The organism is Acidithiobacillus thiooxidans ATCC 19377, from assembly GCF_009662475.1.
Lineage (GTDB): Bacteria > Pseudomonadota > Gammaproteobacteria > Acidithiobacillales > Acidithiobacillaceae > Acidithiobacillus > Acidithiobacillus thiooxidans.
In genome coordinates, this window is sequence record NZ_CP045571.1 from 3201961 (window position 1) to 3225704 (window position 23744).

22 protein-coding genes are annotated in these 23744 nt (G+C 55.3%); 15 read left to right on the plus strand and 7 right to left on the minus strand.

The genetic code is table 11. From position 1 onward, the window contains the following. Positions 1-2: 2 nt before the first annotated feature. Together GCD22_RS16765 and rimO are read left to right on the plus strand one after the other, a co-directional pair. Positions 3-380, plus strand: a complete 378-nt coding sequence (locus tag GCD22_RS16765; protein WP_031571511.1) for a NifU family protein — start codon at positions 3-5, stop codon at positions 378-380. After that, positions 377-1720, plus strand: coding sequence for a 30S ribosomal protein S12 methylthiotransferase RimO (gene rimO / locus GCD22_RS16770; protein WP_031571508.1), 1344 nt, complete (start codon positions 377-379; stop codon positions 1718-1720). Before GCD22_RS16765 ends, rimO begins: the two co-directional genes overlap by 4 nt. On the opposite strand, the gene folB is transcribed toward rimO, so the two are convergent. Then, positions 1717-2076: a dihydroneopterin aldolase gene (gene folB / locus GCD22_RS16775; RefSeq protein ID WP_244947544.1), complete on the minus strand. Its 360-nt coding sequence runs from the start codon at positions 2074-2076 to the stop codon at positions 1717-1719. The two genes, rimO and folB, sit on opposite strands and share 4 nt — an antisense overlap. Before the next feature lie 66 nt (positions 2077-2142). On the opposite strand from folB, the gene plsY reads away from it, so the two are divergent. Further along, a complete protein-coding gene (gene plsY, locus GCD22_RS16780) occupies positions 2143-2739 on the plus strand; it encodes a glycerol-3-phosphate 1-O-acyltransferase PlsY (protein WP_010642373.1) in 597 nt (198 codons plus the stop codon). On the opposite strand, the gene GCD22_RS16785 is transcribed toward plsY, so the two are convergent. The 3 genes from GCD22_RS16785 to GCD22_RS16795 are packed head-to-tail and all read right to left on the minus strand — an operon-like array spanning position 2736 to position 5141. Continuing rightward, the gene (locus GCD22_RS16785; protein ID WP_031571506.1) at positions 2736-3266 is read right to left on the minus strand and encodes a tetratricopeptide repeat protein; all 531 of its coding nucleotides are present in this window, start codon (positions 3264-3266) and stop codon (positions 2736-2738) included. The two genes, plsY and GCD22_RS16785, sit on opposite strands and share 4 nt — an antisense overlap. After that, positions 3263-4282 carry a tRNA (adenosine(37)-N6)-threonylcarbamoyltransferase complex transferase subunit TsaD gene (tsaD, locus tag GCD22_RS16790; protein ID WP_031571503.1) on the minus strand — a complete coding sequence of 340 codons (1020 nt, stop codon included), beginning with the start codon at positions 4280-4282 and terminating at the stop codon, positions 3263-3265. The genes GCD22_RS16785 and tsaD overlap by 4 nt, the downstream gene beginning before the upstream one ends. Continuing rightward, positions 4275-5141, minus strand: coding sequence for a ferritin-like domain-containing protein (locus GCD22_RS16795; protein WP_031571500.1), 867 nt, complete (start codon positions 5139-5141; stop codon positions 4275-4277). The genes tsaD and GCD22_RS16795 overlap by 8 nt, the downstream gene beginning before the upstream one ends. A 330-nt stretch (positions 5142-5471) precedes the next feature. Here GCD22_RS16795 and GCD22_RS16800 point away from each other — a divergent pair, with 330 nt between their 5' ends. From GCD22_RS16800 to GCD22_RS16820, 5 genes are all read left to right on the plus strand, one after another. After that, on the plus strand, positions 5472-6938 hold the full coding sequence (locus GCD22_RS16800) for a cytochrome ubiquinol oxidase subunit I (protein WP_031571498.1): 1467 nt from the start codon (positions 5472-5474) through the stop codon (positions 6936-6938). Between the two features lie 71 nt (positions 6939-7009). Continuing rightward, positions 7010-8113 carry a cytochrome d ubiquinol oxidase subunit II gene (gene cydB / locus GCD22_RS16805; RefSeq protein WP_031571495.1) on the plus strand — a complete coding sequence of 368 codons (1104 nt, stop codon included), beginning with the start codon at positions 7010-7012 and terminating at the stop codon, positions 8111-8113. 56 nt (positions 8114-8169) lie between these two features. Then, entirely contained in the window at positions 8170-8421 is a 252-nt protein-coding gene (locus GCD22_RS16810) for a hypothetical protein (RefSeq protein WP_024894573.1), read from the plus strand. A 12-nt stretch (positions 8422-8433) separates the two neighbouring features. Continuing rightward, complete coding sequence (locus tag GCD22_RS16815; RefSeq protein WP_024894574.1) at positions 8434-8703, plus strand: hypothetical protein; 270 nt, start codon at positions 8434-8436, stop codon at positions 8701-8703. A 27-nt stretch (positions 8704-8730) separates the two neighbouring features. Then, positions 8731-9750, plus strand: coding sequence for a L,D-transpeptidase family protein (locus GCD22_RS16820; RefSeq protein WP_153940869.1), 1020 nt, complete (start codon positions 8731-8733; stop codon positions 9748-9750). Between the two features lie 117 nt (positions 9751-9867). Here the strand turns inward: GCD22_RS16820 and GCD22_RS16825 are convergent, their stop codons facing one another. Genes GCD22_RS16825 through GCD22_RS16835 form a run of 3 tightly spaced genes read right to left on the minus strand, consistent with a single transcriptional unit; the run spans position 9868 to position 15601 of the window. After that, positions 9868-12954, minus strand: coding sequence for an efflux RND transporter permease subunit (locus GCD22_RS16825; protein WP_031571488.1), 3087 nt, complete (start codon positions 12952-12954; stop codon positions 9868-9870). A 14-nt stretch (positions 12955-12968) separates the two neighbouring features. Continuing rightward, positions 12969-14051: an efflux RND transporter periplasmic adaptor subunit gene (locus tag GCD22_RS16830; protein ID WP_031571486.1), complete on the minus strand. Its 1083-nt coding sequence runs from the start codon at positions 14049-14051 to the stop codon at positions 12969-12971. Further along, the gene (locus tag GCD22_RS16835) at positions 14048-15601 is read right to left on the minus strand and encodes an efflux transporter outer membrane subunit (protein WP_031571482.1); all 1554 of its coding nucleotides are present in this window, start codon (positions 15599-15601) and stop codon (positions 14048-14050) included. The genes GCD22_RS16830 and GCD22_RS16835 overlap by 4 nt, the downstream gene beginning before the upstream one ends. 124 nt (positions 15602-15725) lie before the next feature. Between GCD22_RS16835 and GCD22_RS16840 the strand changes: the two genes are divergently transcribed. The 7 genes from GCD22_RS16840 (at position 15726) to GCD22_RS16870 (ending at position 23735) form a co-directional block, all read left to right on the plus strand. Continuing rightward, positions 15726-16481 carry a response regulator gene (locus GCD22_RS16840; RefSeq protein ID WP_237747423.1) on the plus strand — a complete coding sequence of 252 codons (756 nt, stop codon included), beginning with the start codon at positions 15726-15728 and terminating at the stop codon, positions 16479-16481. Between the two features lie 110 nt (positions 16482-16591). Beyond that, on the plus strand, positions 16592-17764 hold the full coding sequence (locus GCD22_RS16845) for an ATP-binding protein (RefSeq protein WP_226852422.1): 1173 nt from the start codon (positions 16592-16594) through the stop codon (positions 17762-17764). Positions 17765-17827: 63 nt separating this feature from the next. After that, positions 17828-19081, plus strand: coding sequence for an NRAMP family divalent metal transporter (locus tag GCD22_RS16850; RefSeq protein WP_024894581.1), 1254 nt, complete (start codon positions 17828-17830; stop codon positions 19079-19081). Between the two features lie 228 nt (positions 19082-19309). Next, the gene (locus tag GCD22_RS16855) at positions 19310-20401 is read left to right on the plus strand and encodes an ABC transporter ATP-binding protein (protein WP_162175886.1); all 1092 of its coding nucleotides are present in this window, start codon (positions 19310-19312) and stop codon (positions 20399-20401) included. Next, positions 20398-21387 carry an extracellular solute-binding protein gene (locus GCD22_RS16860; RefSeq protein WP_051690541.1) on the plus strand — a complete coding sequence of 330 codons (990 nt, stop codon included), beginning with the start codon at positions 20398-20400 and terminating at the stop codon, positions 21385-21387. Before GCD22_RS16855 ends, GCD22_RS16860 begins: the two co-directional genes overlap by 4 nt. Next, positions 21384-23000 carry an ABC transporter permease gene (locus GCD22_RS16865; RefSeq protein ID WP_031571466.1) on the plus strand — a complete coding sequence of 539 codons (1617 nt, stop codon included), beginning with the start codon at positions 21384-21386 and terminating at the stop codon, positions 22998-23000. Before GCD22_RS16860 ends, GCD22_RS16865 begins: the two co-directional genes overlap by 4 nt. Before the next feature lie 42 nt (positions 23001-23042). Continuing rightward, a complete protein-coding gene (locus GCD22_RS16870; protein WP_010639445.1) occupies positions 23043-23735 on the plus strand; it encodes a hypothetical protein in 693 nt (230 codons plus the stop codon). The last annotated feature ends 9 nt before the right edge of the window (positions 23736-23744 follow it).

Here is a 23744-nt window from a genome sequence, read left to right on the forward strand (position 1 = left end):
CCATGAACAGCAAAGCCCCCATCCGCTTTTACAGCGAAGAAGAACTGGATGCTCTGGAAGAGCAGGACCCACTGACCGCAGCCAAAATTGCCCATGCCCAGGCCATGGCCGCCCGTGGACTGGACCGTCAGAAGCGTTATGGTCCGGATGATCCCCTGCCCGACCCCGAGGCGGTCGCCGAAGCCGTGCACACCGTGCGCCGCATTCTCATGCGCGACGGCGGCGATATTGAACTGGTAGACATTATCCAGCGCGATGTCCGGGTGCGCATGAAGGGCGCCTGCGCGGGCTGTCCCAACGCGGTCATAGATCTCAAACAGGTGGTGGAACGCATTGTCGGTGCCGTCCCCGGAGTCGTCAGCGTGAGTAATACCTTTTGAACAATCCTCCCAGCAAAACCCCGAAAGTCGGCTTCGTCAGTCTGGGCTGTCCCAAAGCCACTGTGGACAGCGAGCGTATCCTTACCCGGTTGCGGGCTGAGGGCTACCTGCTGGTAGGCGATTACGCCGATGCCGATGTGGTGGTAGTCAACACCTGCGGTTTTATTGACGCAGCGGTGACAGAATCGCTGGAAGCCATTGGCGAAGCCCTCGATGAAAATGGCAAGGTGGTCGTCACCGGTTGTCTGGGGGCCAAGGATAACGGGGACTTTATCCGCAATGTGCACCCCAAGGTGCTGGCCGTTACGGGTCCCCAGCAGTCTGGCGCGGTACTGGAGGCCATACACAGCGCACTGCCGCCCCTCCATGACCCCTATACCGATCTGGTTCCCCCCCAGGGTCTGCGCCTGACTCCGGCGCACTACGCTTACCTGAAAATTTCCGAAGGCTGCAACCAGACCTGCAGCTTCTGCATTATTCCCAGCATGCGTGGCAAACTGGTCAGTCGCGAACCCGGTGATATTTTGCGGGAAGCCGAAGCCCTGGTTTCTGGAGGCGTCCAGGAATTGCTGGTGATCTCCCAGGACACCGGAGCTTATGGCGTCGATCGCAAATATCGCACGGCCTTTCACGATGGGCGCCCCATCAAAACCCGGATCACTGATCTTTGTGCGGCGTTGGGAGCTTTGGGTGTCTGGGTGCGTTTGCACTATGTGTATCCCTACCCCCATATTGATGAATTGCTGCCGCTCATGGCAGAGGGAAAAATCCTGCCTTATCTGGATGCGCCCCTGCAGCATGGTAGCCCCCGGATTCTCAAGGCCATGCGCCGCCCTGCTGCTGCCGAAAAAACGCTGGAGCGTATTGCCCATTGGCGGCAACAAGTGCCCGATTTGACCATCCGCAGCACTTTTATTGTCGGCTTTCCCGGAGAAACCGAAGCCGAATTTTCAGAACTGCTGGATTTTCTGCGCGTTGCCGAACTGGACCGGGTGGGCTGTTTTGCCTACTCTCCAGTCGAAGGCGCACCCGCCAACGCCTTGCCCGGTGCCGTTCCGGAAGCAGTCAGGGAAGAACGTCGCGCCGAATTCATGCGGGTGCAGGAAAGCATCAGCCGTGCACGGCTCCAGCGGCATGTGGGTCAGCGTCGTGAGGTGCTGGTAGATGCCCTGGAACGCGGGGGCCGGGCCATAGCCCGCTCGGTCAGCGATGCGCCGGAAATAGACGGTGTGGTCCACCTGAGTAATGCCGGCGGCCTCAAGGTCGGTGACCGCCTGGCCGTGCAGATCACTCGGGCGGACGACCACGACCTGTACGCAGACTGTTTCAGTCTGGGTTAATCCTTGCCTCTTTCTATACGCACCCCCACATCCCGGGTGCCCCGCACCGCCGCCGGTTTATGCACCGTCACCTGTACCCAACGCGCAGCAAATTCACCCCGGATAATATCCGCAATCTGCTCGGCCAGGGTTTCCACCAACTCCACTTCAGAAGCACTGATGTGACTGACCAGGCGTTGACAGACCGTCTGATAATTAATGGTTTGCTCCACCTTGTCCGATTGGGCGGCAGCATGGGTGTCGGCGGCAATTTCCAGATCAATCAAAACGGTCTGCTTAACCTGCCGTTCCCAGTCATAAATACCGATGCGGGTATCTACTTTCAGCTCCCGCACAAAAAGAATATCCATAGGCATCCCGAAAAATGCGACAAGGCGTCGCGTCTGGGCCTATAATAGCGCTTTTCCGGGCCAACGCACTGCATGTCTGTCATTATTGATATTGTTTTCATAGTGGGTGCCTACCTGATCGGCTCTGTCGCGACCGCCATTCTGGTAGGTCGCGCCATGGGCCTGGGTGATCCCCGGCAATCCGGATCTGGGAATCCGGGGGCAACCAACATTCTGCGCATCGGCGGCAAAAAGGCCGCAGCCCTGACGCTTTGCGGCGATCTGATCAAAGGCGTCATTCCCGTTGTGGTCGCCCGATGGCTGGGTGCGGAAGGCTGGATCCTGGCCGCCGTCGCACTGGCGACTTTTCTCGGCCATTTGTATCCCGTTTATTTTGGATTTCGGGGGGGTAAGGGAGTGGCTACGGCCATGGGTATCCTGCTGGCGCTGATGCCGTTACTGGGATTATCGGTGCTGGGTGTCTGGATAGTGGTTTTTGCCGTCATGCGGGTGTCCTCCCTCGCCGCGCTGCTGGCCGCCACCAGCGCGATACCCCTTGTTTTTGCTTTGTCTGCCAGCAGCAGTCTGCGTGCCCTGATTATCGTGCTGGTCATCCTGATCCTCTGGCGACATCGCAGTAATATTCAGCGCCTGCTCGATGGCCGCGAAACACCCTTCAAAAAATCCTAATCGCGGATATTCCATTCCTGCATGCGTTCGTCTATCCATTGCGCGAGCTTTTCGGCAGGACGAAATCCGGGCGCCAAATGCTGTGCTTCCTGGGCAGCGGCCAGGGCACGGCGCATGCTGCCCTGATGCAGGTAATAGCGCGCCAGATTCATTTGCGCCAGATGCGGCGCATCAAAATGCCGGGATTTGAGCGCCCGCCGAATCACAAAAAGGGCTTCATTTTCCCGTCCGGTATCCATGAGGTATTCGCCAAGATCATTCCAGGCCTGCCCCCACTCGGCGTCACAGGCGATGGCCCGTCGGCAGGCGGCAATTGCACCATGACTGTCACCCGATGCTGCCAGTGCCCAGGCATAAAACGTCCAGATCAATGCGCTGCCAGGATCCGCATCCAGTGATCGCCTGAAGGCTTCTGCTGCTTCTTCGGGATGACCGGTCTGCTGCCAATCCAGGCCTTGCTGGAAATCCGGATCGACGGCGGCCCGTTCTTCAACCACCGTATCCAGAGAAAAAGATTCACTCGTCATGCTTCCTCCTTGACCAGCGACCAACGCGCCCGTACCGGGAACTCAGCACTGGCAGACTGGGCCATTTCAGGATGCAGGGCACCCGCCAGGGCAATCATTGCAGCATTATCCGTACAATGGGCCAAATCGGCGATACATAATTCTACGCCCTCTGCAGCCAGGGTTTGCAAGGCACTGCGCAAGGCGCGATTGGCACCCACCCCACCCGCCACAATCAAACGCTTCAGACCGGTGTGTTGCAAGGCACGCTGGCATTTTCGAAACAGGGTGTCGACTACCGCCTGCTGAAAACTGGCAGCCAGATTTTTTCTCTGGGTCATATCCTCTTCAGGAACTTTCATGGAAGCGAGACGAAAGGCTGTTTTCAATCCGCTGAAGCTGAAGTCCATGCCGGGGCGATCCAAAAGCGGTCTTGGCAAACGAAAGGCCTCGGGGTCACCACCTTCTGCTAGAGCCGCCAAAGCCGGCCCCCCGGGGTAGCCCAGTCCCAGCATTTTAGCCGCTTTATCGAAAGCCTCACCGGCTGCGTCATCCAGGGTTTCACCCAGCAATACATAATCACCCAGCCCCCGCACTTCAATGAGCATGGTATGCCCACCGGAAACCAGCAAAGCCACCGCCGGAAAGGGTGCCACGCCATTGAGCAGGGGGGCAAGCAGATGTCCTTCCAGATGATGAACGGGAATAACCGGAATATCCCAGGCAAAGGCCAGGGCCCTAGCAAAATTCACACCCACCAGCAAGGCGCCAATCAGTCCCGGCCCCGCCGTGACGGCTACGGCATCGGGGCGTTGCCCCCCGGTTTGCAGCATGAGTTGTTCCAGCAGCAGCGGTAACCGGCGCACATGATCCCGGGAGGCCAGCTCTGGAACCACCCCGCCGTAAGGCGCATGCAGAGCAATCTGACTGAACAGGACTTCACCCAACAAGCCTTGGCGGCTGTCATACACAGCCAGGCCGGTCTCATCACAGGAGCTTTCAATACCCAGAATACGGGTGGCGACCGATTCAGACATGCGCCGCTTTCTCCTCAGCCGCAGAACCCATCACCGGGTGCTGATTTTGGACGACGCATTTTTGTAACCACAGCAACTCCTGTTCGGAAAAACCTCCGGCGCGGCGCGCTTCCAGGGCTAACGGACCCTGAATACGGCCCCGGTAGCGTTCCTGCAGCAATTGACGAAAAGTCTGCTCTGCATCCAATCCACGCTGTTCACACAAATAACGAAACCAGTGACTACCAATGGCCACATGACCACGCTCATCCGTTTCAATGCGTTCCAGCACAGCGGCGGCGGCGCTATCCCCGACTTCCTGCAATCGCTCGCGGATAGCCGGGGTCACATCCAGACCTCGCGCTTCAAGCACACGCGGTACCAGCGCCATACGTTCCAGAGGATCAGTCGCTGTATCCATAGCCATTTCCCAGAGACCATCGTGGGCAGGTAGATCACCGTAATCACCGCCCATAGCCTGAAGCAGTCCGCGCAGCAGAACAAAATGTTCCGCCTCTTCCTGGGCAACCTGCAGCCAATCGTGATAATAGGCTACGGGCAGATCGACAAAACGGCACAGCGCATCCAAAGCCAGGTTAATGGCATTAAATTCAATGTGAGCCAAGGCATGGAGCAGGGCAAAACGACCGGCCTGGGTGCTCAGCGCCCGGCGTCTGGGTAATTGTTTGGGCGCGACCAGCTCAGGACGGGCAGGTCGCCCCGGGACACCGGGACAAGGCAACAGTGCCGCCCGGACTGCACCCGTACAGTGCAGCGCCCGAACCTGTGTCACTTTTTCGGTTGGGTCTGTGGCTAACAGCGCGCTCAACACCTCTGTAGCAAAATCCCGATGCTGCTTTTCTTCAGTGACATTCATCATGCCAACGCACCTGTCTTCAGAACCATTCAAAACACAGAATATAGCACATGCGCTGCCTGATTCTGCGGAAAGCCATTTATCAGACTCTCCTGATAGACTAAATATATAATATAAACAAGTATTAACACTTTTTTGTTTTATTTAATTTTCACCACTGGTGGTTTTAAACCACTTTATAGCGGTGCATATCAACCGCAAATGCTGCAAACATTCGACCGGCCGAAAACAAATCAAAGCATTACAGTAATTAGTAATATTGGCATAAGCCTTGCAAGAGTAGAGGTGCAACAAAACCTTTCTTATTCACAAAATTTATGGGGGACGGAAGTTATGATCATTGAAAACTCTCTCCCGATCTTGCTCAGCCGTCTGGATTTCGCCTGGATTACTTCCATGCATATTCTCTGGACGCCTCTGACGATCGGCATGTCCTGGCTGCTCTTCATCATGGAAGTCGCCTGGCTTCGTACCGGCAATGAGCGGTGGTACAAACTCAATCGCTTTGTCGAAAAAATCTTCATCATCAATTTCGGCGCCGGTGTCGCCACCGGCGTTACCATGGAAATGGCCTTTGGTATTCTTTATGGCCCTTTCTCTCAGGCCGTCGGCCCCTTCTTCGGGAACATCCTTGGCTTTGAAACCATTACCGCCTTTATGTATGAGGCCGGCTTCATCGGCCTGATGGTGTTTGGTTGGGGCAAAGTCAGCAAAGGTATGCATTTGTTTTCAACCTTCAATGTGGGCCTTTCTTCCAGCTTGTCGGCTATGTGGATTCTGGTGGCCAACTCCTGGATGCAGACACCTAACGGTGTTGTCCTGAAAAATGGACTGTTCCAGGTGACCAACTGGTGGAATGCCATTCTCAATGACAATTTCCAGTGGGGCTTTCCTCACATGTGGGTGGCCACTGTGGAATTGGCATTATTTGTACTGGTTGGACTCAGCGGATTTTTCATCCTGAAAAACCGTAATGCGGACCTGTTTACCAAACTGCTCAAACCCGCACTGTTGGCGCTGATCATTGTGACGCCTTTGCAGATATTCATTGGTGACAGCGTGGGTCGTGTAGTCGCACAAACACAGCCGACCTCATTGGCGGCTATGGAAGGCCACTATCACACCTATTTGCCCAACGGCAAGGTAAACACCGGCTGGCATCTGATTGTCATTCCCAACGCCAAAAATGACGGCAACGTCTTTGCCATCACTATCCCGCATGTACTGAGTCTGCTCGAAACGCACACCTTGAATGGTAAGGTTACCGGCATGGACAGCTTCCCGGCCAAAGATCGCCCCGATGTCTGGGTACCGTTCTACTCATTCCGGGTCATGGTAGCCATCGGCTTCTTCCTCTTCTTTGTCGCCATCTGGGGTAACTGGTTGCGCCTGCGTGGCAAGCTCAACGCTACAGAATTGCGGAAGCGTCCGTGGTTTCTGCGGGCTCTGGTGTTTTCTGCATTCCTGCCTTATCTGGCCATTTGGTGTGGTTGGTGGACGCGTGAAGTCGGTCGGCAACCCTGGGTAGTAAACGGTCTGATGCGGACTTATCAGGGAACCAGCCATATGCCGGTCGCCATGGAAATCATCTGGTGGGTGGGTTACATCATTTTCGAACTCACTGTGTGGGCAGGTTCCTGGTACTTCTTTACCCGCGTTATCAAAAAAGGGGTGGACGGGATCCCAGACTCCAGCACGCTGTTTGATCATGATCATGCGGATGCTACGGATGTTAAAGCCGGTGGTGGCCATGTGACACCGACCTTCGCCAGCAAGCCCATGTTGCGTTCGGATCGCTGATCAGCGCTTTCTGACGTTCTCAAAATCATGACGGGGAGCAGAGCTCCCCGCACAAGCTACTGGAGTCATTTATGGATCTTTTATCAATAGGACGCATCGCCGGGACATTGACGACCTGGTGGTGGCTGCTCCTTTCTCTCGCTTTTTTTCTGTACATTGCCACGGACGGTACGGACCTTGGTTCTGGCATTTTCGCTCTGTTTTCAAAAGACGAAGAAGAACGTGGCGCCATTATGGCATCCATGGCCGGCATGTGGGACGGCAATGAAAGTTGGCTGGTCGTGGCGGGTGGCGTGCTTTTCGGCGCCTTTCCACTGGTTTACGGTTCGGCTTTCAACTACCTGATGATTCCTTTGATGTTTGCGCTCTGGGGCATTATTGCCCGGGCAGTGGCCTTTGAATTTCATATTCATGCCAAGAAAAGCAAACGCTTTTGGGGTTGGGCCTTTGCTGTCGGCAGTTTGTTTCCCACCTTCTTTGCGGGTGTTGCCCTGGGCGCTACATTGCAGGGCTTTCCCATGAAGTCCGGTTTGGCAATGCAAGGTGCGTTAACGGCCCATGGTGTTGCTATGCAAGATTATACCACCCCTATCATGCATTTTTCGGGTGGCATCCTCGACTTTTTGACGCCTTTTTCCATCTGGACGGGGGTTGGTGCAGTCATTGCCGCCAGTCTTGCCGGAGGGCTGTATTTGTGTGCCCGCTTCATTCCCGGTGATCCCATTCATGAACGGGCTCGTAAATGGACGAATGTTGTTTCCTTACTGGCTCTGGCTGCTATTGTCATTACACTGGTCTGGTCTTACGCACTCTTCCCCTGGGCAGCAGCCAAGTGGACCGGTTCGGATTGGTGGATCTGGTTGATCTGGTTCATTATCGTGCTCGTTTTCGCCTTCAAGTCCTCCACCAATCACTCCGTACGCAAGGACTTCAGCGCAATGATGTGGGGTATTGGCGTGGTTGCCTTGTTGTGGGCGGCCATGTGGGCGACCATTTTCCCCTACGTGGTACCCGATACCTGGACCATTGTGCAGGCGGCCAATCCGGCAGATTCCATTGCCGTATTCACCCTGTTCATGACGGGCTTCTTCCCCATCATGATCATGTACAACTGGTATCAGATTTGGGTGTTCCGTGGCCGCTTCAGTAAAAAGATGGCCTACGGAGCGCACTAAAAGCGTATCGGCGATGTTCTGAAACAGAACATCGCCTTTTTCAAACGGGGTGAAAAATGTCTACGGAATATGATGAAAATTCTTTAAGTACGGCGCTGGATATTATTGAAAATATTGAGTCCCGTTATGGACGGCTTGCAGACCGCCTCGGCGAAGTCCGCAAATCCATGCCGTCGGAAAATGTCGAAACCATAGCGGACCAATGCTTTGAGCTCTCTGTCGAGATCATGCGTTACAAACACTACTTCTCTTCAGTAAAAAAGCTAGCGATTAGCAGACAAGACATTGGTTTGGTTCACTTATTATGACACGAGCATATTTTGATTAAACGGTTTCAACATAGACCTTTAAGAACCCGTGGGAAGTCAGAAAAAGATTATCACCCCACACTGCTTGATGTACTGAATATACTGGAAAAGCGGCTGGATATTGTCGAAGAGCAATGTGCGGAAGTGCTCCACTCCATCAATATTCGTACACGCACGGAAGTGGACGATCAAATTGCCATTATGGATGCCGAAATTAATCGTTGCCAAAAGTTATTAAAAATCATCAAAAATACCATGCTTGAACCGGAGTCAGAGAACTAAAATCATCCAGACGTGTCGAATATCCATATGAAAATACGCCATCACCATCAAAAATCACGTTCCCGGCTTCTTATTGCAAAAATAGGGGTTATCCTAACTGCCGCCAGCATAACAGGCGCATTAACAGTAAATGTACCGGCCTTCGCCAACACTTTTGATTCCAGCACCAACACCATTATCCGCACACAAAACCCGCAAGATTGGCAACAAGTCTGGCAAATTCTCGCCCTAACTGGATACGTACACCTGGTTTATGGCACGTATATGGGTCGTTATGGGGGCATGCATACAGTCGCCGCATGGAATATTCCCGTGCCCCGGGCCCTGCAAAAAATTTCCAACAACTGGGGTTATTCGCCCTATAATCCCGCTTTTCGTAGCGGCCTGATCCAGTTTGAACGCGCAGATCACTTGCTCAATCGCCGGGGCATTTCACGCGGGCGGGTCACTCCGGAAGTCCTCTCAGCCCTGCGCGCGCCAATCCCAAAAAATCGTTTTCCATTTCAATGGATTAAGGTGGACAAGAGCACGCACCCGGAGCACTTGCAGATCTGGCAGGTGCCACCCGAACCCCAGGGAAAAGGACAATGGATTTACCGGACAGTCGTCAACACCGGGGTCATGCACTCCACCCCGGATGGTAGCTGGCCAATTTATCAGCGCCTTGCCAAAACTACCATGACCGGTAAATTCCCTATTGCGGTCAGCCCCCAGGAATACCATTTAATCCCTGCCTCAGACCGAAGTATTTATCATGGATATCACGTCCGCTGGCAACACTATACCGCGCCCAATGTGCATTTCGTAAATTACTTTTACGATGGCCGCGCCATTCACTTTTATCCGCGCAAAGGCTACGACTGGCCTCAAAGTGCGGGTTGCGTGGAGGAGCCCTACAAAAACGCACGCAAGGTTTACTCCCTGTTACACTATGGGGATATTGTTTCGGTCATGGGACATTACGAAAATCACAAAAGCAATCTCGTAACACCCATGACAGCCAGAAAATTACGCCAAAAAATATTGCTTGAATTTGCCCATTCATGACCTGGCAGTTAATTACAGACGTTTCAAGTATTAACTTGGCTGTAATAGCCGCTACGTGCTGCCCCTGAAACCGGACAATAGCCATTTCATTGGTGCTGGGTTGACGACTGCCATGACTCAAGACCCCGCCTTTAACGCATGGTGATGCACCGATCGCCCAAACCACAGATAAAAGGCCGGAATCACAAACAGGGACACCAGGGACCCAAAGCCCAGACCACTGACAATGACCAGACCCATGGAGAATCGGGCATCGGCATTACCCCCACTGGCAAAAAGCAGGGGCACGGCTCCGGCAATCATGGCGGCCACCGTCATCAAAATGGGACGTAGCCGTAAAGTGGCTGCTTCCACGACGGCATGGCGTTTGTCCAGTTGCTTTTCTTCCTGCATGACCCGGGCAAATTGCACAATCAGAATCCCCTGCTTGGCAATCAGACCAATCAGCATGACCATTCCTACTTCCGAGTAAATATTGACACTGGAAGCGCCGAGACTGATGGGCAATAACGCCCCAAACAGAGCCACCGGAACAGCCGTGAGCACCACCAGAGCATCCCGGAAACTGTTGAACTGTGCCGCGAGCAGGAGCAGCACCATCAGCAGGGCAAAGGCAAAAGTGATCGCCAGCGCATTACCCTGATGCACATACTGGCGGGATACACCGGCATAATGGATCTGATCACCACCGGGAAGAATTTTTTGCGCATGAGATTGCAAAAACTGCAGCGCTTGTCCCAATGACACGCCGGGGGCCGGGTTGGCCTGAATAAATACCGCCGGCAACTGCTGAAACTGCGGTAAAAAAGTCGGTGCCGATTCCGACTTCAGGGACACAAAAGTGGATAGAGGAATCTCGGCGCCGGAAGGCGTTTTAATGGTATAGGCCTTGAGAAAATCGGGGTTGGCCCGCAACGCAGGTGGTACTTGTGGCACTACCCGATAGCTCAAACCGTCCATATCGAAGTAGTTGACGTAGTTGCCACCCAATAGTGTCTCCAGATTTTGTCCGATATCGGCCATGCTGAGCCCAAACGATGCAGCCATTTGCCGATTGATGACTACCTGCTGAATCTGATTGTTGTACTTCAGATTTTTGCAGACAAAAGAAAAAAGGCCGCTGGCTTTGGCTTCCTGAACCAGTTTGGCAGAAATGCCATCCAGTTGATGATAGGAGCCTCCCGTACTGGTCAATACGAACTGCACCGGCAAGCCGACCGCTGCCCCGGGGAGTGGCGGCAAGCCAAAAGCGGACAGTTTCATACCGGGTACCTGCTCGGCCAGCTTCTGCACCTTGGTTTTGACCTGTTGCGTAGTCACAGTGCCGCGCTCGGGCTTCAGAACCACACCCGCCATCACTTCATTATTTAACAGCATGCCGCCAATACCCACCCCGTTGACCGCAAAGCTATGACTGCGGCTGGCAATTTTGTCGAAAACCGTATTCGTCAGATAGTGATCATAAGCATTCATGTATTCCAGCGTCGCCGTGGGCTGGGCAACGCCGTTCACATAAACAATGCCCTGATTCGCCGGCGGTGCCAGCTCACTCTGGCTGATGCTGAAAAGAAAATAGATGCCTCCCGTCAATACCAGCGCCAAAGCCACGGTGGCCGGCCAAACCCGCAAACTCGCGAAAAGAAGGCGTCCGTAAAAGGCCTTCAAGCGTCCAAATACATGATCCACCAAATGGGCGACCCGGCCCTCCTGTCCCGCTTTCAAAACTCGTGAAGCCAACATGGGTGCCAGGGTCAGCGCGGCAATCATGGACAACAGCACCGTGGCCACAATGGTAAAAGCAAATTCGCTGAATAAGTGGCCCACCAACCCGCCAATAAAGGCCATGGGGGCAAATACCGCCACCAGCGTCGTGGCCATCACCAGAATCGGGCTGGCCAGTTCTTTGGCACTGAGCAGTGCCGCATGTAAAGGGGTTGCCCCATGTTCAATATGACGATGGACGTTTTCCACCACAATAATCGCGTCGTCCACCACCAGCCCAATAGCCAGCACCATCGCCAACAGGGTCAGCAAATTAAGGGTATATCCCAGAGCATGCAGTATGGTGAGGGCTCCCACCATGGCCACAGGAATCGCCAGTGCCGGAACAATCAGCGCGCGCCAGGAACCCATGAACAAATAGATGACCAGAATGACCACCAGTAGTGCCAGGCCAATATTGATTTCTACTTCCTGCAGGGAGCTTTTGACAAACTGGGCCCCATTATAAATGGTGTACCCCTGCATTCCCGGAGGCATGGTCGCCTTCAACTGGGTCATGACTTTGTGAATACCCTGGGCGACCTGCAGGGCGTTACTGCCGGGGGCCTGCTGAATACCGATATTGACAGCCGGCTGTCCATCCACCATGACGGATGAATCATAAGTCTGAGCGCCCAAAGAGACCTTGGCGACCTGCTCCAGATGGATGGGTACGCCGTGCACCGTCGCCGCTACCAGATTGCGGAATTCTGCCGCACTATGCAGGGCGGTATTGGCACTGAGGGATACTGCCGTATATTCGCCGCGCAACCGCCCTACCGCCGCGACAAAGTCATTTTTCTTGAGCGCATCGCTGACCTGCGCCGGGGTCACTCCCAATACCGCCATTTCCTGCGGATTCAGCCAGACCCGCATGGCGTAAGTATTACCGTTAGGCCCGGTACCCGGAGGCAGAATGGCAGTCAGACCCACGCCTGGAACCGATTGAATGGCGGGCTGCACGACGCGGGTCAGATAATCGGTAATCTGCTGCTGATTAAAGCCCTTACCGTGGTAACTCAACAGCATCAGATAAGCCCCTGAACCAGACATTTCCTGAACCACCGGTTGCATGACCCCCTTGGGCAGCTGATTCAGGACCGTATTGACCTTGCTTTGCACCTGCGACAGGGCGGCATTGGGGTTTTCCCCCATCCGCATATACAGGGTCAGAATGGAAATACCGTCTTCACTGACCGCCGTCATATAGTTTATGCCCGGGGCCTGACCCACCGCCTTTTCCAGAGGGGCGGTGATAAAGGCGTTGACGGTTTTGGGGGTGGCCCCGAAATAGTGGGTCGTGACCGTGATCATCGAACTATCAGTAGGCGGATATTCGGTGATGGGCATCAGCCCCAGGGAGCGCAGGCCAAAGAAAAACAGTACCAGGCTCAGGGAAATGGCCAAAATCGGGCGACGGATAAATGGTTCGGTAAAATGCATGTTGGTCTTCGTCCCTATAGATGCACAGCATTATTGATCTGCACGGAGTCGCCACTGTGCAGCTTCACCTGCCCGGCGGTGACCACCGTATCCCCGACTTTGAGTCCGGAACGAATCACCGTATCCTGGCCCTTCTGCATGCCGGTGAGCACTTTTTGTTCGCGGGCGATCAGCCGATGGTCCGGCCCGGGACTCAGCACATAAACAAAATCACCATAGGTATTGAAGCTCACCGCAACAGTGGGAATCAGCAGCGCTGCTTTGGGCGCCTCTTTCTCCAGAATCACACGCACAAACATACCCGGCTTCAACCCCGGTTCGGTCTGGAGCAAGGCTCTTACACTGAGGGCACGATTATCCGCATGCACATGACTGGAAATCGCCTGTACAGAAGCGCTATAGTGCCGAACTGCGTCGCCATTGTGAATATCTACCTGCACCGGCGCACCTTTGTGCAGGATCTGGGCATCGCGTTGCGGAACGGTGAAATCAACATACAAATGTTGCAGATTCTCCAGATGCACCACAGCGGTTCCCGCATGAATAAATTCACCGGTATTGACGGTGCGCAGACTGAGCACTCCCGAAAATGGCGCGCGGAGTTGAGTGTCGGCCAGCGACTCCTGCAATGCTGAAACTTCTCCCTGAGCGGCCTCGGCATCGTATTGCGCCTTGTCCAGTGCGGCGGTAGATATACCGTGAATGGCATAAACCTTTTGGGCGCGTCGATAATCCACCAAAGCCAGCCGGGCATGAGCCTGAGCTGCCTGCAACTGCCCCGGCAAGGCACCCGGATCCAGGGCGAGGAGCAACTGCCCCTTGCGCACCGTTTGTCCCGAGTGAAAATACAGTTTCTGAATAACCCCACCGACTTGCGGGCCAAGGGCGGCGCCCTGCTGCGCCACCACCTCGCCAACGGCGGTCAATTCACCCGCTATATTGCGGGTTTTGACTTTTACAGCAGAAACCGTCACCGCCGGATTGGCAGCAGCAAGCAATTGGGTATGCAGGCGTTGCTGCCGCCATGCATACCAGCCATACACGGCTCCAAAAAGCAGCACAACAACCAATCCTAATAGAAGAAACGCCTTTTTCATGCGGGGGCTCCTGCAGTGTTTACCATGGGGGTTTCAGAGGGCACAGAATGCGCTTTGGGTGCTGGTTGATCCGGTTGCCAGCCATCACCCAGCGCCACAAACAGCGCGACGCTATCCAGATAGCGCTGACTGCGGCCTTGAATAGCGGCGACAGAATCCTGTTGATAGGCAATTTCGGCATTCAATACGGTGGCATAGTCCGTAGCACCATCCCGATATCGGGCCTCGGCCAGGTGCAGGGCCCTGGCAGAAGCTTGCTGTGCCTGTTTTTGCTGAATGTAAGCCGTATCAGCACCCTGCAGGGTGCGCAAGGCATCTGCCACCTGTTTAAAGGCATTCAATACCGTGCTGCGATACTGGTCACTGGCTACCTGATACTGATCCAACGCCGCACGCCGCTCTGCATGCAGGCTGCCACCATTATAAATGGGCGCTGCCAAGCCAGCGCCCAGTGACCAGAGGGTGGAAACCGGGTTGAAAAACAGGCCACCGGTCATGGCTGCCTTGCCAATCTCCGCAGAAATGTTGAATTGGGGATATAAATTGGCTGTCGCCACATCCGCCTGGGCAGCAGCAACCTTGATCTCCGCTGTGGCCGCCTGGATATCCGGACGATTTTCAGCCAGTGCCGAGGGAATGGTCGTGGGCAAGCGGGCTGGTAAATGCAGGCTTTGCAGAGCGGGAATGCTGAGGGCCACATTTGGCGTTTGCCCCAGCAACGCCGCCAGGGCGTGGCGGGCGGCCGCCAGATCTGCCGCAAGAGGGGCAATGCGGGCACGCGCAGCGGCCGTCATGGCCGCCTGCTGTTCTACATTCTGCAGATTCTGATCACCCAGCTTATATTCCTGCTGCAACAGTTTCAGCAAATGAGCATCCGCTGTGGCAATCTGCCGGGCTGCATGCAACTGGGCGCGGGCGGCGGCACCACTGATGACAGCCCGACTGACGTCTGCGGCGAGAAACACTTCACTCTGATGCAGATTGGCCTTGGTCACCGCCGCCTGTGCCCGGGCTGCATGGACCAGATCTTTCTGCCGGCCAAACACATCCGGGTTATAGCTGACGTCAATGGTGCCCAGAAAAAGGCTGTAGAGATTGCCCGGAATACGGTAACTTTGTCCGCCGTCGGCACCTGTCCGCAAGGCCCGCGCGCGACTGATTCCCGCGTTTGCCGAAACCTGTGGAGCCAAGCCCCCCTGCGCAGCCACCATCAGCGCCTGCTGCCTTGCCAAAGCCGCATGGGCTGCCTGCAAATCCGGATTAGCCTGCATGGCCTGCTGGATATAGTTGTTGAGCGGTTTTGAGTGAAACAACAACCACCAGGAACGCGCCTGCTGCTGCGTCCACTGGACTTTTTGCTCGTCTGCCGGCAAAGCAGCGGGACGGGCATTATAAGATGGCGGCGTACGCATCTTCGGTACGGACCAATGGGGGCCCACCGCACAACCCGCCAAACCGATCATCAAACCCGAGCCCAACAATATGGCGATGCCCCGCCTGTGTCTTCGGGGTCCCGGCCAGCGCCGGGCTGCCGCATTTTCCTGTGCCATGCATTATCCTTGTTCAGGTCCAATGGAAGTTCAGGAAAAGCATAACGGGGTGGCCTGTAACAATCGTGCGCAGACACCGCTCCAATATGTAACAAAGTGTCTGTTTATTTCCGGAGTACCCTGCTTGTTACATTTACGTTTGGTCTATCCGCATCCGGGGAGTACAGTACAATGCATGGAAAACAAAGCGCGAATTTTAGTGATAGATGATGACTTGCGACTGCGCAGCCTGGTGGAATCGCATCTTAAGGGCTATGGTTTTATGGTTCAGGGCATGGGTGATGGTCGCCAGATTGAAGCCAGCCTTGCAGAAAACCCGGTAGATCTCATTATTCTCGACCTGGGTCTTCCCCATGAAGATGGCCTGCAGATATGCCGACGCCTGCGCCAGCAGCACGACGTGCCGATTCTCATGCTCACCGCTCGGGGTGACGAAGTCGACCGGATTTTAGGCCTGGAAATGGGTGCCGACGATTATCTGGCCAAACCCTTTCATCCCCGTGAGCTGGTTGCCCGCATCCAGGCCATTTTGCGCCGGGTCCGGGGCAGTGCGCCCAGAACCTCAGGGGTCACCGCCAGTTTTGAAAAGGGTCCGTTTCGGGTGGACATGAGTCGTCAGGAAATTCATCTTCATGACCAGCTCATCTCCCTGACCAGCGCCGAATTTTTAACCCTGGCCACCCTCATTCAGCATGAAGGACAGGCACTGACCCGTGAAAAACTGATGTGGTTGACACGTGGCCGCCAGCTGGAAGCCGATGACCGCAGTATCGATATGCAGATATCGCGGCTCCGCCGCCTGCTCGACAAAGGCCCTGGTCGCCCCCGGCACATTCGTACGGTCTGGGGACACGGCTACCTCTTCGTGGCCGAACCCTGAACATCCGTACATTTTGGCCCCGCAGTACACTGGGGCGGACCCTGCTGCTACTCGGCCTGCTGCTGCTTGGCACCCAAGCCGCTGTTTACGTTCTTTTTCATCAGTATGTGATGAATCCAGCCGCCGAACGCTTTGCCGAGTTTCTGCTGCAAACCGACCACGCACTGATCAGTAGCGGGGCACAATATGCCCCCAACGGAAACCTGCAATGGCGACCTGCCAGTGCCAAACCGGGCAAAATTCCAGATAAGTACTTCATGGACAAGACCGCTCACTATGTCGAGCAGCAGGTACCGGGGGCCAGACTCCGCGTAGGTTTGGATGAGGGTACTACTACCTGGATGTGGATACGCGGCGGCCCTCACCAGCCCTGGCTGGGCATGCCGGTATCGCCTATGAACTTTGGTGGGCAGGGATTCATGTTCATGCGTCTTGGAGTCATTGCGCTGGTGACCTTGCTGGGGGCCTGGCTGATTGTCCGCCAGATTAACCGCCCCCTGGCCCGCCTGGCCGCCGAAGCTCCACGCATTGGCCTTGGTGATACCCCCGACACCCTGCAACCCATCGGTGGTCCCCTGGAAGTACAGCACCTGACTCAGGCCATTACCGGTATGGCCAATGATCTGCATCGTCTTCATGAAGAGCGCACCCTGCTGCTCACGGGCATTTCCCACGAGCTTCGGACGCCGCTGTCCCGACTGCTTTTGACCCTGCACTTGCCCGATTCAGATTTTCTGGAACAGAAATCCGCCATGTGTGTGGATGTCAACGAGATGGACGAAACCATCGACAAGTTTCTGACTCTCGTGCGCAGCGGGGATCAGGAAAAAGCCATAACCGTCAACGTGCGGGACTGGCTGGAGGAAATGCAGGAAATTGCCAGGGAACGTTATGGACTGGACATCAGCGTTGCGAAAAATCATTCTGCTGATACCGCAAACTCTTTTCAATGCCGCCCCTTGGCACTGGAGCGGGTGTTTCGGATTATTTTCGACAATACGCGCCGTTACGGCGACGGCAGCCTGCAGATTCGGGTTCTCAGTCATCCCGGGCACACGGAAATACAACTGCGGGATTACGGCCCCGGAGTTTCTGCAGCGCATCTCCTGGCCATGAATCAGGGCACACTTCCGCGCCAAACCGGCCACGGTGCGGGTATTGGAATACGCATCTGCAAGCGCATCATTGACTTGCACGGCGGGACCATACATTTTGAGAATGCCGCAGAGGGAGGGCTGATGGTCAGACTACAATTTCCAGTCATTGCGCCTCTCAGGACTTGACAAGTACCCGTTAAACAGGAATCATTCGCAAATCAAAAACGTAAATACGGATTATTCTTAATAATGACTGCAAACAACTCCACAATGCCTCAGCGCCACTCCCGCTGGTCTGTTTTTCTGATTGTACTTGGCCCCGGCCTGGTCGTCATGCTCGCCGATACTGATGTCGGCAGCATTATCACCGCCGCCCAAAGTGGCGCGCAGTGGGGCTTCAAACTGCTGCTGCTGCAATTTATTCTCATGCCGATTCTCTACATCGTGCAGGAACTCACCGTACGCCTGGGAATTTTCACCGGCAAGGGGCACGGTGAACTGATTCGTGAAACCTTTGGCACCGGCTGGGCTTATTTGTCGGTAGCCGGACTGAGCATCGCCACTACCGGTGCTCTGCTGACCGAGTTTTCGGGGGTTGCAGGGGTGAGTCATCTATATGGATTACCGCGTGCCGTGGGTGTCATTCTCGCCGCAGCCACCTTGCTGACCATTGTCTGGACCGGCTCCTACCGGCGCGTAGAGCGCATTGCCCTGATCATGGGCCTGTTTGAACTGGTCTTTTTCGGGATCGCCTGGGTCTCTCACCCCGATCTTCAGGATATTCTCCACGGCCTGACCCATGCACCCATTACTGATAAGAATTACATGATGCTGGTAGCCGCCAACATCGGTGCTGTCATCATGCCCTGGATGGTATTTTATCAGCAGTCCGCCGTTGCCGATAAGGGGCTCCATCCTGAGAACTATCGGCATGCCCGTTGGGATACAGCCATTGGTGCCGTCCTTACCCAGGCCATCATGGCCGCCGTGCTTATTGCCACAGCGGCCACTATCGGCCGCCTCAATCCCAACGCGCCCCTGAATACCGTCCATCAACTCTCCGAGGCCATCACCCCGTACCTGGGAGACACCTGGGGACGCCTGGTGTTTTCCCTGGGTATTCTGGGGGCCGGCATGGTCGCAGCCATTGTTGCCTCACTGGCCGGAGCCTGGGGCTGGGGAGAAGTCACCGGATTCCGCCACTCCCTCGAACACCACCCCAAAGACGCGCCCTGGTTTTACGGAATCTATACCGCCATCATCATCGCCGGTGCCGTGGCTGTGATCAGCATACCCGACCTGGTCAGCCTGGATATTGGTGTGGAAGTCATGAACGCCCTGCTGCTGCCCCTGGTTCTTGGTTTCCTGGTCGCTCTGGCAATGAAAGCACTCCCCGCTGAGCATCGCCTGCGTGGCCCGTACCTTTGGCTGGTTCTTTTTGTGGTCATTCTGTCTGCCGGGCTGGGTGTCTATGGCGGCTTGACCAGCATTCCCGGCCTCTGACCGACCAGCGTTCAGGAGAATCCTCTTCCTAGCACCCGTTGTCATAAAACTGTCACATTCGAGGCGTACACTACGCTCCATAAATAGATGGAGATAATTGTCATGCCTCGAAACAAGCTGATTGTAGCCGTACAATGATGAATACCCTTGTAATTAAAAAAACTACACATCTACTAACGTTCCATGGTTGCTGAACTGCAGGTAAAAAGCCGGCCGGCAATCGCGGCGGTGCCCAACGAACCGGCGCTTTCGGTGCAGGGACTGAATGTGCGCTTTGGCGCCCAGACGGTCTTGAGTAACGTCCAGATGGATCTTGAAGATGGTCGTTACGCCTGCCTGCTGGGTGAATCAGGATCAGGCAAAAGCACCTTGCTGGCGGCCATTGCCGGGCTCATCAAGCCCCGGGCTGGCAGTATTCGCCTGCGCGGTCAGCATGTATTCACCGCCGGGGGCATACAGATTCCTCCCGAAAAACGCGGCATTGGTATGGTTTTTCAGGATGCGGCGCTCTGGCCCCACCTCCGGGTCATTGATAATGTTCTTTTTCCCCTGCGCGCTCAGGGACTTCCGGTAGATCGCGAGCGGGCCATGCTGCTGCTGGAAAAAATGAACATTCCTGCTACCGCAGCAAAGCGCAAACCCCACGAATTATCGGGTGGGCAACGGCAGCGGGTCGCCATTGCCCGCGCCATCATCGCCCGTCCGCGTCTGGTCTTACTGGATGAACCCTTATCCGCCGTAGATCAGGGGGTTCGCGAAGAAATCCGCTACTTTCTCCGTACCCTGTTTCGTGAAGAAGGCATTGCCGCCCTGCATGTCACCCATGATCCCAGCGAAGCCTTTTATCTGGGCCAACATGTCGGCGTTCTCCACAGCGGTCATCTGGAACAATGGGATCAACCGGAGAAACTGTTCCGTTTCCCGGCTAGTGAAAATGTAGCTCGACTCAGCGGCTCCGTCCGGAGCCTACCCGTAAAGATTATTCAATATCAGGGCGGTAAAGCCGAAGTCGCGTTGGCAAATGGCCAGAAAATATGGGTACCCGGGGCCGATACACTGCGTGAAGGCAAACCTGGTCTTTTGCTGCTGCGCCCCGGAGACATTGACTGCGACGGCCCGGAAGCCGCATTTGCTGGCGAAGCCATTCATTCCCATTGGAGTGATGGTCGCTATCTGGTGCATTTGCAGGCTTTCGGCCAGCACGAATTATTGAGCTACTCCCAGCAAAGCAGTCTGGGTCCGCGCCACTGGCAAATTTACCCAAATCACGGCTGGTGCATTCCTGCCGAAACTTCCGCAACTCAGGAGAAAACCCTATGAACCCCGTAGTCAAACAAGTTACCTTGGCCATCATGAGTCTGGCATTTGCAGGCACTGCTTCTGCCGCCACGCTGACTTTGTACAGTGCTGCGCCAGCTTCTTTAGCCAAGGCTCTGGCGCGCGCATTCAGCAAAAAAACCGGTGATCACGTCGCCGTGTGGACATCCAGCACCGGAAAAGTCATGGCCCGCCTTGCGGCCGAAGCTGACCATCCGCATGCCGATGTGGTCATGGTCGCCGACTGGACAGCCGGCCTGGAACTCGCCAAAGACAAGATGGTGTATGACTATCAACCTGAAAGCATCGACAAAAATCTTTTCCCGGCCATGCAGCTCAAAGGACCCTTCCTGCCCTATGGTGCCGATACGGTTTCCATGGTCATGAACAGCAAAGCCTTGCCCAAGGGCGCGAGCATGCCTACCAGCTGGTTTGATCTGACCGCTCCCGTCTGGAAAAATCACCTCACCGCGCCCAACCCGCTGCTCTCGGGCACGGCTTCGGATTTTGTCATTGCCTTTGTGGATAAATACGGCAACAAGGCCTGGCAATATTTTTCCGACCTGAAAGCCAATGGCACCGTCTGGCCGGGGACTAATCATACCGCACTGATGCCGGTACTTTCCGGTGAACGCAGTGGGATGGTGGAGTGCGTTGGGCATGCCGCCGTGCAGGCCAAGGTACAGGGCAACTCCATTCAGCTGATTTACCCGAAAGAAGGCACCATGCTGATTCCCCGCCCCATCATGATCATGCAGTCGGCGCCGGATAAAAAGCTGGCCGAACAGTTTGTCAATTTCACCATGTCCCCTGCCGGACAAAAACTCGTCGCCAAATATAATCTCTATCCTTCCCTGAATGGCGTTGCCGCCAAACCTGCTCTGGCCAAGCTCGGTACTTATCCGGTCATGCAGGTCAACTGGGATCAGGTCGCCGCAACCCGCGCCAGCGTGCTGGCCAAATTCCGCAAGGACATTCTCGGTCAATGATGGTACGCAGCCTGAATCGGCTGCTGGTTTTTGGCATCCTTGGCCTGCTGGTTCTCGCACCACTGGCCACCATCGTTTTCGAGGCGCTGCAGCCCGACGCCAGCCATCATCATGGCATGGCTCTGCTGCAGTTGGGAGTAGACCAGCACTTTATCCACGCCCTGCTGGGCACCGCAGGCATGGCTGCTCTGGCGGTGGTTTTTGCGCTGCCCATCGGGCTGATTCTGGCCTTGTTGATGTTTTACGCCCCGCCCAAATTCAGCCTGCTTTGGGAAGGGCTGATTCTTATCCCCTTTTTAATACCACCTTACCTGACTGCCGAGGCCTGGACCTTGCTGGTTGGTCCGGTAGGACTCATTGAACAACTCATCCATGGTCTCGGAACGCCCCTGGAAAATTTTTTGTACTCGTTGGCGGGAATGGCTGCGGTAATGGCCCTGCATCTCACCCCGCTGGTGTACATTATTCTGCGCGCAGCCTTACAAAATGGGGATTTTCGCCTGATTCAGGCAGCCCGTGTACATGGGGCAGGACTGTGGCGGGCCTTTCGCGTCGGCGTTTTGCCCCTGGTTTTGCCCGCATTGGCCGCTGCAGGTTTACTGGTTTTCCTGGATACTTCAGCAGAATTTGGTGTGCCTGCCTTGCTGAGTGGCTATGCCGGAGTTACTGTGCTCAGCACCAGCATTGAGGCCGCCACCAATGTCTGGCCCGTCAATTTGCCACGCGCCTCCGCCATCGGCCTGGTATTGTGTACCCTGGGCATTGTCGCCTGGTTTTTTTATCGTCCCCTGGCCAACGAAAATCGTGGACAAATCCACCAGCTTCACTACCCAAGCCGCTGGTGGTCAATGCTTCCTCTAGCCGCTTTTGTTTTGATTGCCATGTTGTTACCCATCGGGGCGGTGCTGGCGGTGTCTTTCGAGAAAGCCATTACGGTAGGACTGAAATTCAGCAATTTCACCTGGCATCACTACCATCATATTCTCTCTCATCAATCCAGTGCGTTCGGAGCCCTTAAAACCAGCCTGGAACTCGCCGCCCTGGTGGCTTTTGGTACCATGGTGGCCGCCCTGCTGACGGCCAATATTGTCCGCCGTGGTGGTCGTTTTGCTGCTTTTCTGGATTTGCTGGCCACCCTGCCCATGGCCATACCCGGCGTTGTCCTGGCCGTGGGCATGATCCTTTTCTGGAATGCGCCATGGAACCACCTGCCCGTCTTCGGCACTACCGCCATTCTCGGCGTTGCCTATGCCACCACCACCTTTCCTTTTGCCATGCGCTATGCCCGCGCCGGGCTGGCGCAAATACCGCCGCTTTTGGATAACGCCAGCCGGGTACATGGTAGTGGGCCCTTGCGAACTTTCCTGAAAGTGCATATTCCCATCGCCTGGCCGATGCTGATTGGGGGTGCGACCGTAGTATTTGCTCTGTCCATGCGCGAACTGGTGGCCTCGTTGATGCTGCAGCCTGCGGGGGTACAGGTGATTTCCACTTACATTTATGCCAATTTCCGGCAAGGCGTCATTGGTGATGGCATGGCCATGTCGGTCATTGGCGTGCTCAGTTCGGCACTCATCCTGGGAGTAGCCCGGGGACTGTTGCTGCGTCGTTAAATTTTATCGTGTTGCCACTATTACTCGTACTGGAGTCCAGACATGAACAACCGCAAGCTTATTACCACCCTGCTGATTGCTGCTTTAGGTGGCGTCTGCCTGCCCCTCGTAGCTTCTGCCACACCGGCTGAAATCATCCTGCTGCGCCATGGCGAAAAAATGAACCCCTACGCCCTGTCACCCGTGGGTCAGGCCCGCGCAGCGGCCCTCGCCCGGCAGTATCTGGGAAAAAACGCAACCCATAGCCTGCTGCCAGCACACGAAAAGCCCGCCGCCCTCATGGCCATCACCCTGCATACCATTGAAACCATGACACCGACAGCGCAGAGTTGGGGGCTTCCGGTGACGGCCTTTACGGTCGTTCCGGAACCAGGTCTGAGCAAACATCAGAAAATGGTGCAGGAAAATCTCCGCACCCGGGAAGCCGTTCACGACATCATGACCAATCCCGCCTATGATCAGAAGGTTGTGGTCATCATGTGGGAACATAAACATATTGCCAATGCCAAGCTGGAAGCCCAGTTTCCTGGGCAACAGATCACTTTCCGGCAATTGCTGCATCTCAACAAATTCAAGAATGTACCGCAAACCTGGCCCAAGAAAACCTTCGACTACTTCTGGATTGTTCGTTACCAACCCGGCGACACAACCCCTGTTTCCTTCAGCATGGAACCGGAAAAGTTTACCGGACAATATGCCCGGTTGCCTGAAAATGCCTGGGGAAAGCCGGAATAGCCTGTCACG

Excerpts from the sequence above, each read along its gene's own strand:
- GCD22_RS16765 (WP_031571511.1), top strand. The coding sequence starts at position 3 with ATGAACAGCAAAGCCCCCATCCGCTTTTACAGCGAAGAAGAACTGGAT.
- folB (WP_244947544.1), bottom strand. The coding sequence starts at position 2,076 with ATGCCTATGGATATTCTTTTTGTGCGGGAGCTGAAAGTAGATACCCGC.
- plsY (WP_010642373.1), top strand. The coding sequence starts at position 2,143 with ATGTCTGTCATTATTGATATTGTTTTCATAGTGGGTGCCTACCTGATC.
- GCD22_RS16785 (WP_031571506.1), bottom strand. The coding sequence starts at position 3,266 with ATGACGAGTGAATCTTTTTCTCTGGATACGGTGGTTGAAGAACGGGCC.
- tsaD (WP_031571503.1), bottom strand. The coding sequence starts at position 4,282 with ATGTCTGAATCGGTCGCCACCCGTATTCTGGGTATTGAAAGCTCCTGT.
- GCD22_RS16795 (WP_031571500.1), bottom strand. The coding sequence starts at position 5,141 with ATGATGAATGTCACTGAAGAAAAGCAGCATCGGGATTTTGCTACAGAG.
- GCD22_RS16800 (WP_031571498.1), top strand. The coding sequence starts at position 5,472 with ATGATCATTGAAAACTCTCTCCCGATCTTGCTCAGCCGTCTGGATTTC.
- cydB (WP_031571495.1), top strand. The coding sequence starts at position 7,010 with ATGGATCTTTTATCAATAGGACGCATCGCCGGGACATTGACGACCTGG.
- GCD22_RS16810 (WP_024894573.1), top strand. The coding sequence starts at position 8,170 with ATGTCTACGGAATATGATGAAAATTCTTTAAGTACGGCGCTGGATATT.
- GCD22_RS16820 (WP_153940869.1), top strand. The coding sequence starts at position 8,731 with ATGAAAATACGCCATCACCATCAAAAATCACGTTCCCGGCTTCTTATT.
- GCD22_RS16825 (WP_031571488.1), bottom strand. The coding sequence starts at position 12,954 with ATGCATTTTACCGAACCATTTATCCGTCGCCCGATTTTGGCCATTTCC.
- GCD22_RS16830 (WP_031571486.1), bottom strand. The coding sequence starts at position 14,051 with ATGAAAAAGGCGTTTCTTCTATTAGGATTGGTTGTTGTGCTGCTTTTT.
- GCD22_RS16835 (WP_031571482.1), bottom strand. The coding sequence starts at position 15,601 with ATGGCACAGGAAAATGCGGCAGCCCGGCGCTGGCCGGGACCCCGAAGA.
- GCD22_RS16845 (WP_226852422.1), top strand. The coding sequence starts at position 16,592 with ATGAATCCAGCCGCCGAACGCTTTGCCGAGTTTCTGCTGCAAACCGAC.
- GCD22_RS16850 (WP_024894581.1), top strand. The coding sequence starts at position 17,828 with ATGACTGCAAACAACTCCACAATGCCTCAGCGCCACTCCCGCTGGTCT.
- GCD22_RS16860 (WP_051690541.1), top strand. The coding sequence starts at position 20,398 with ATGAACCCCGTAGTCAAACAAGTTACCTTGGCCATCATGAGTCTGGCA.
- GCD22_RS16865 (WP_031571466.1), top strand. The coding sequence starts at position 21,384 with ATGATGGTACGCAGCCTGAATCGGCTGCTGGTTTTTGGCATCCTTGGC.
- GCD22_RS16870 (WP_010639445.1), top strand. The coding sequence starts at position 23,043 with ATGAACAACCGCAAGCTTATTACCACCCTGCTGATTGCTGCTTTAGGT.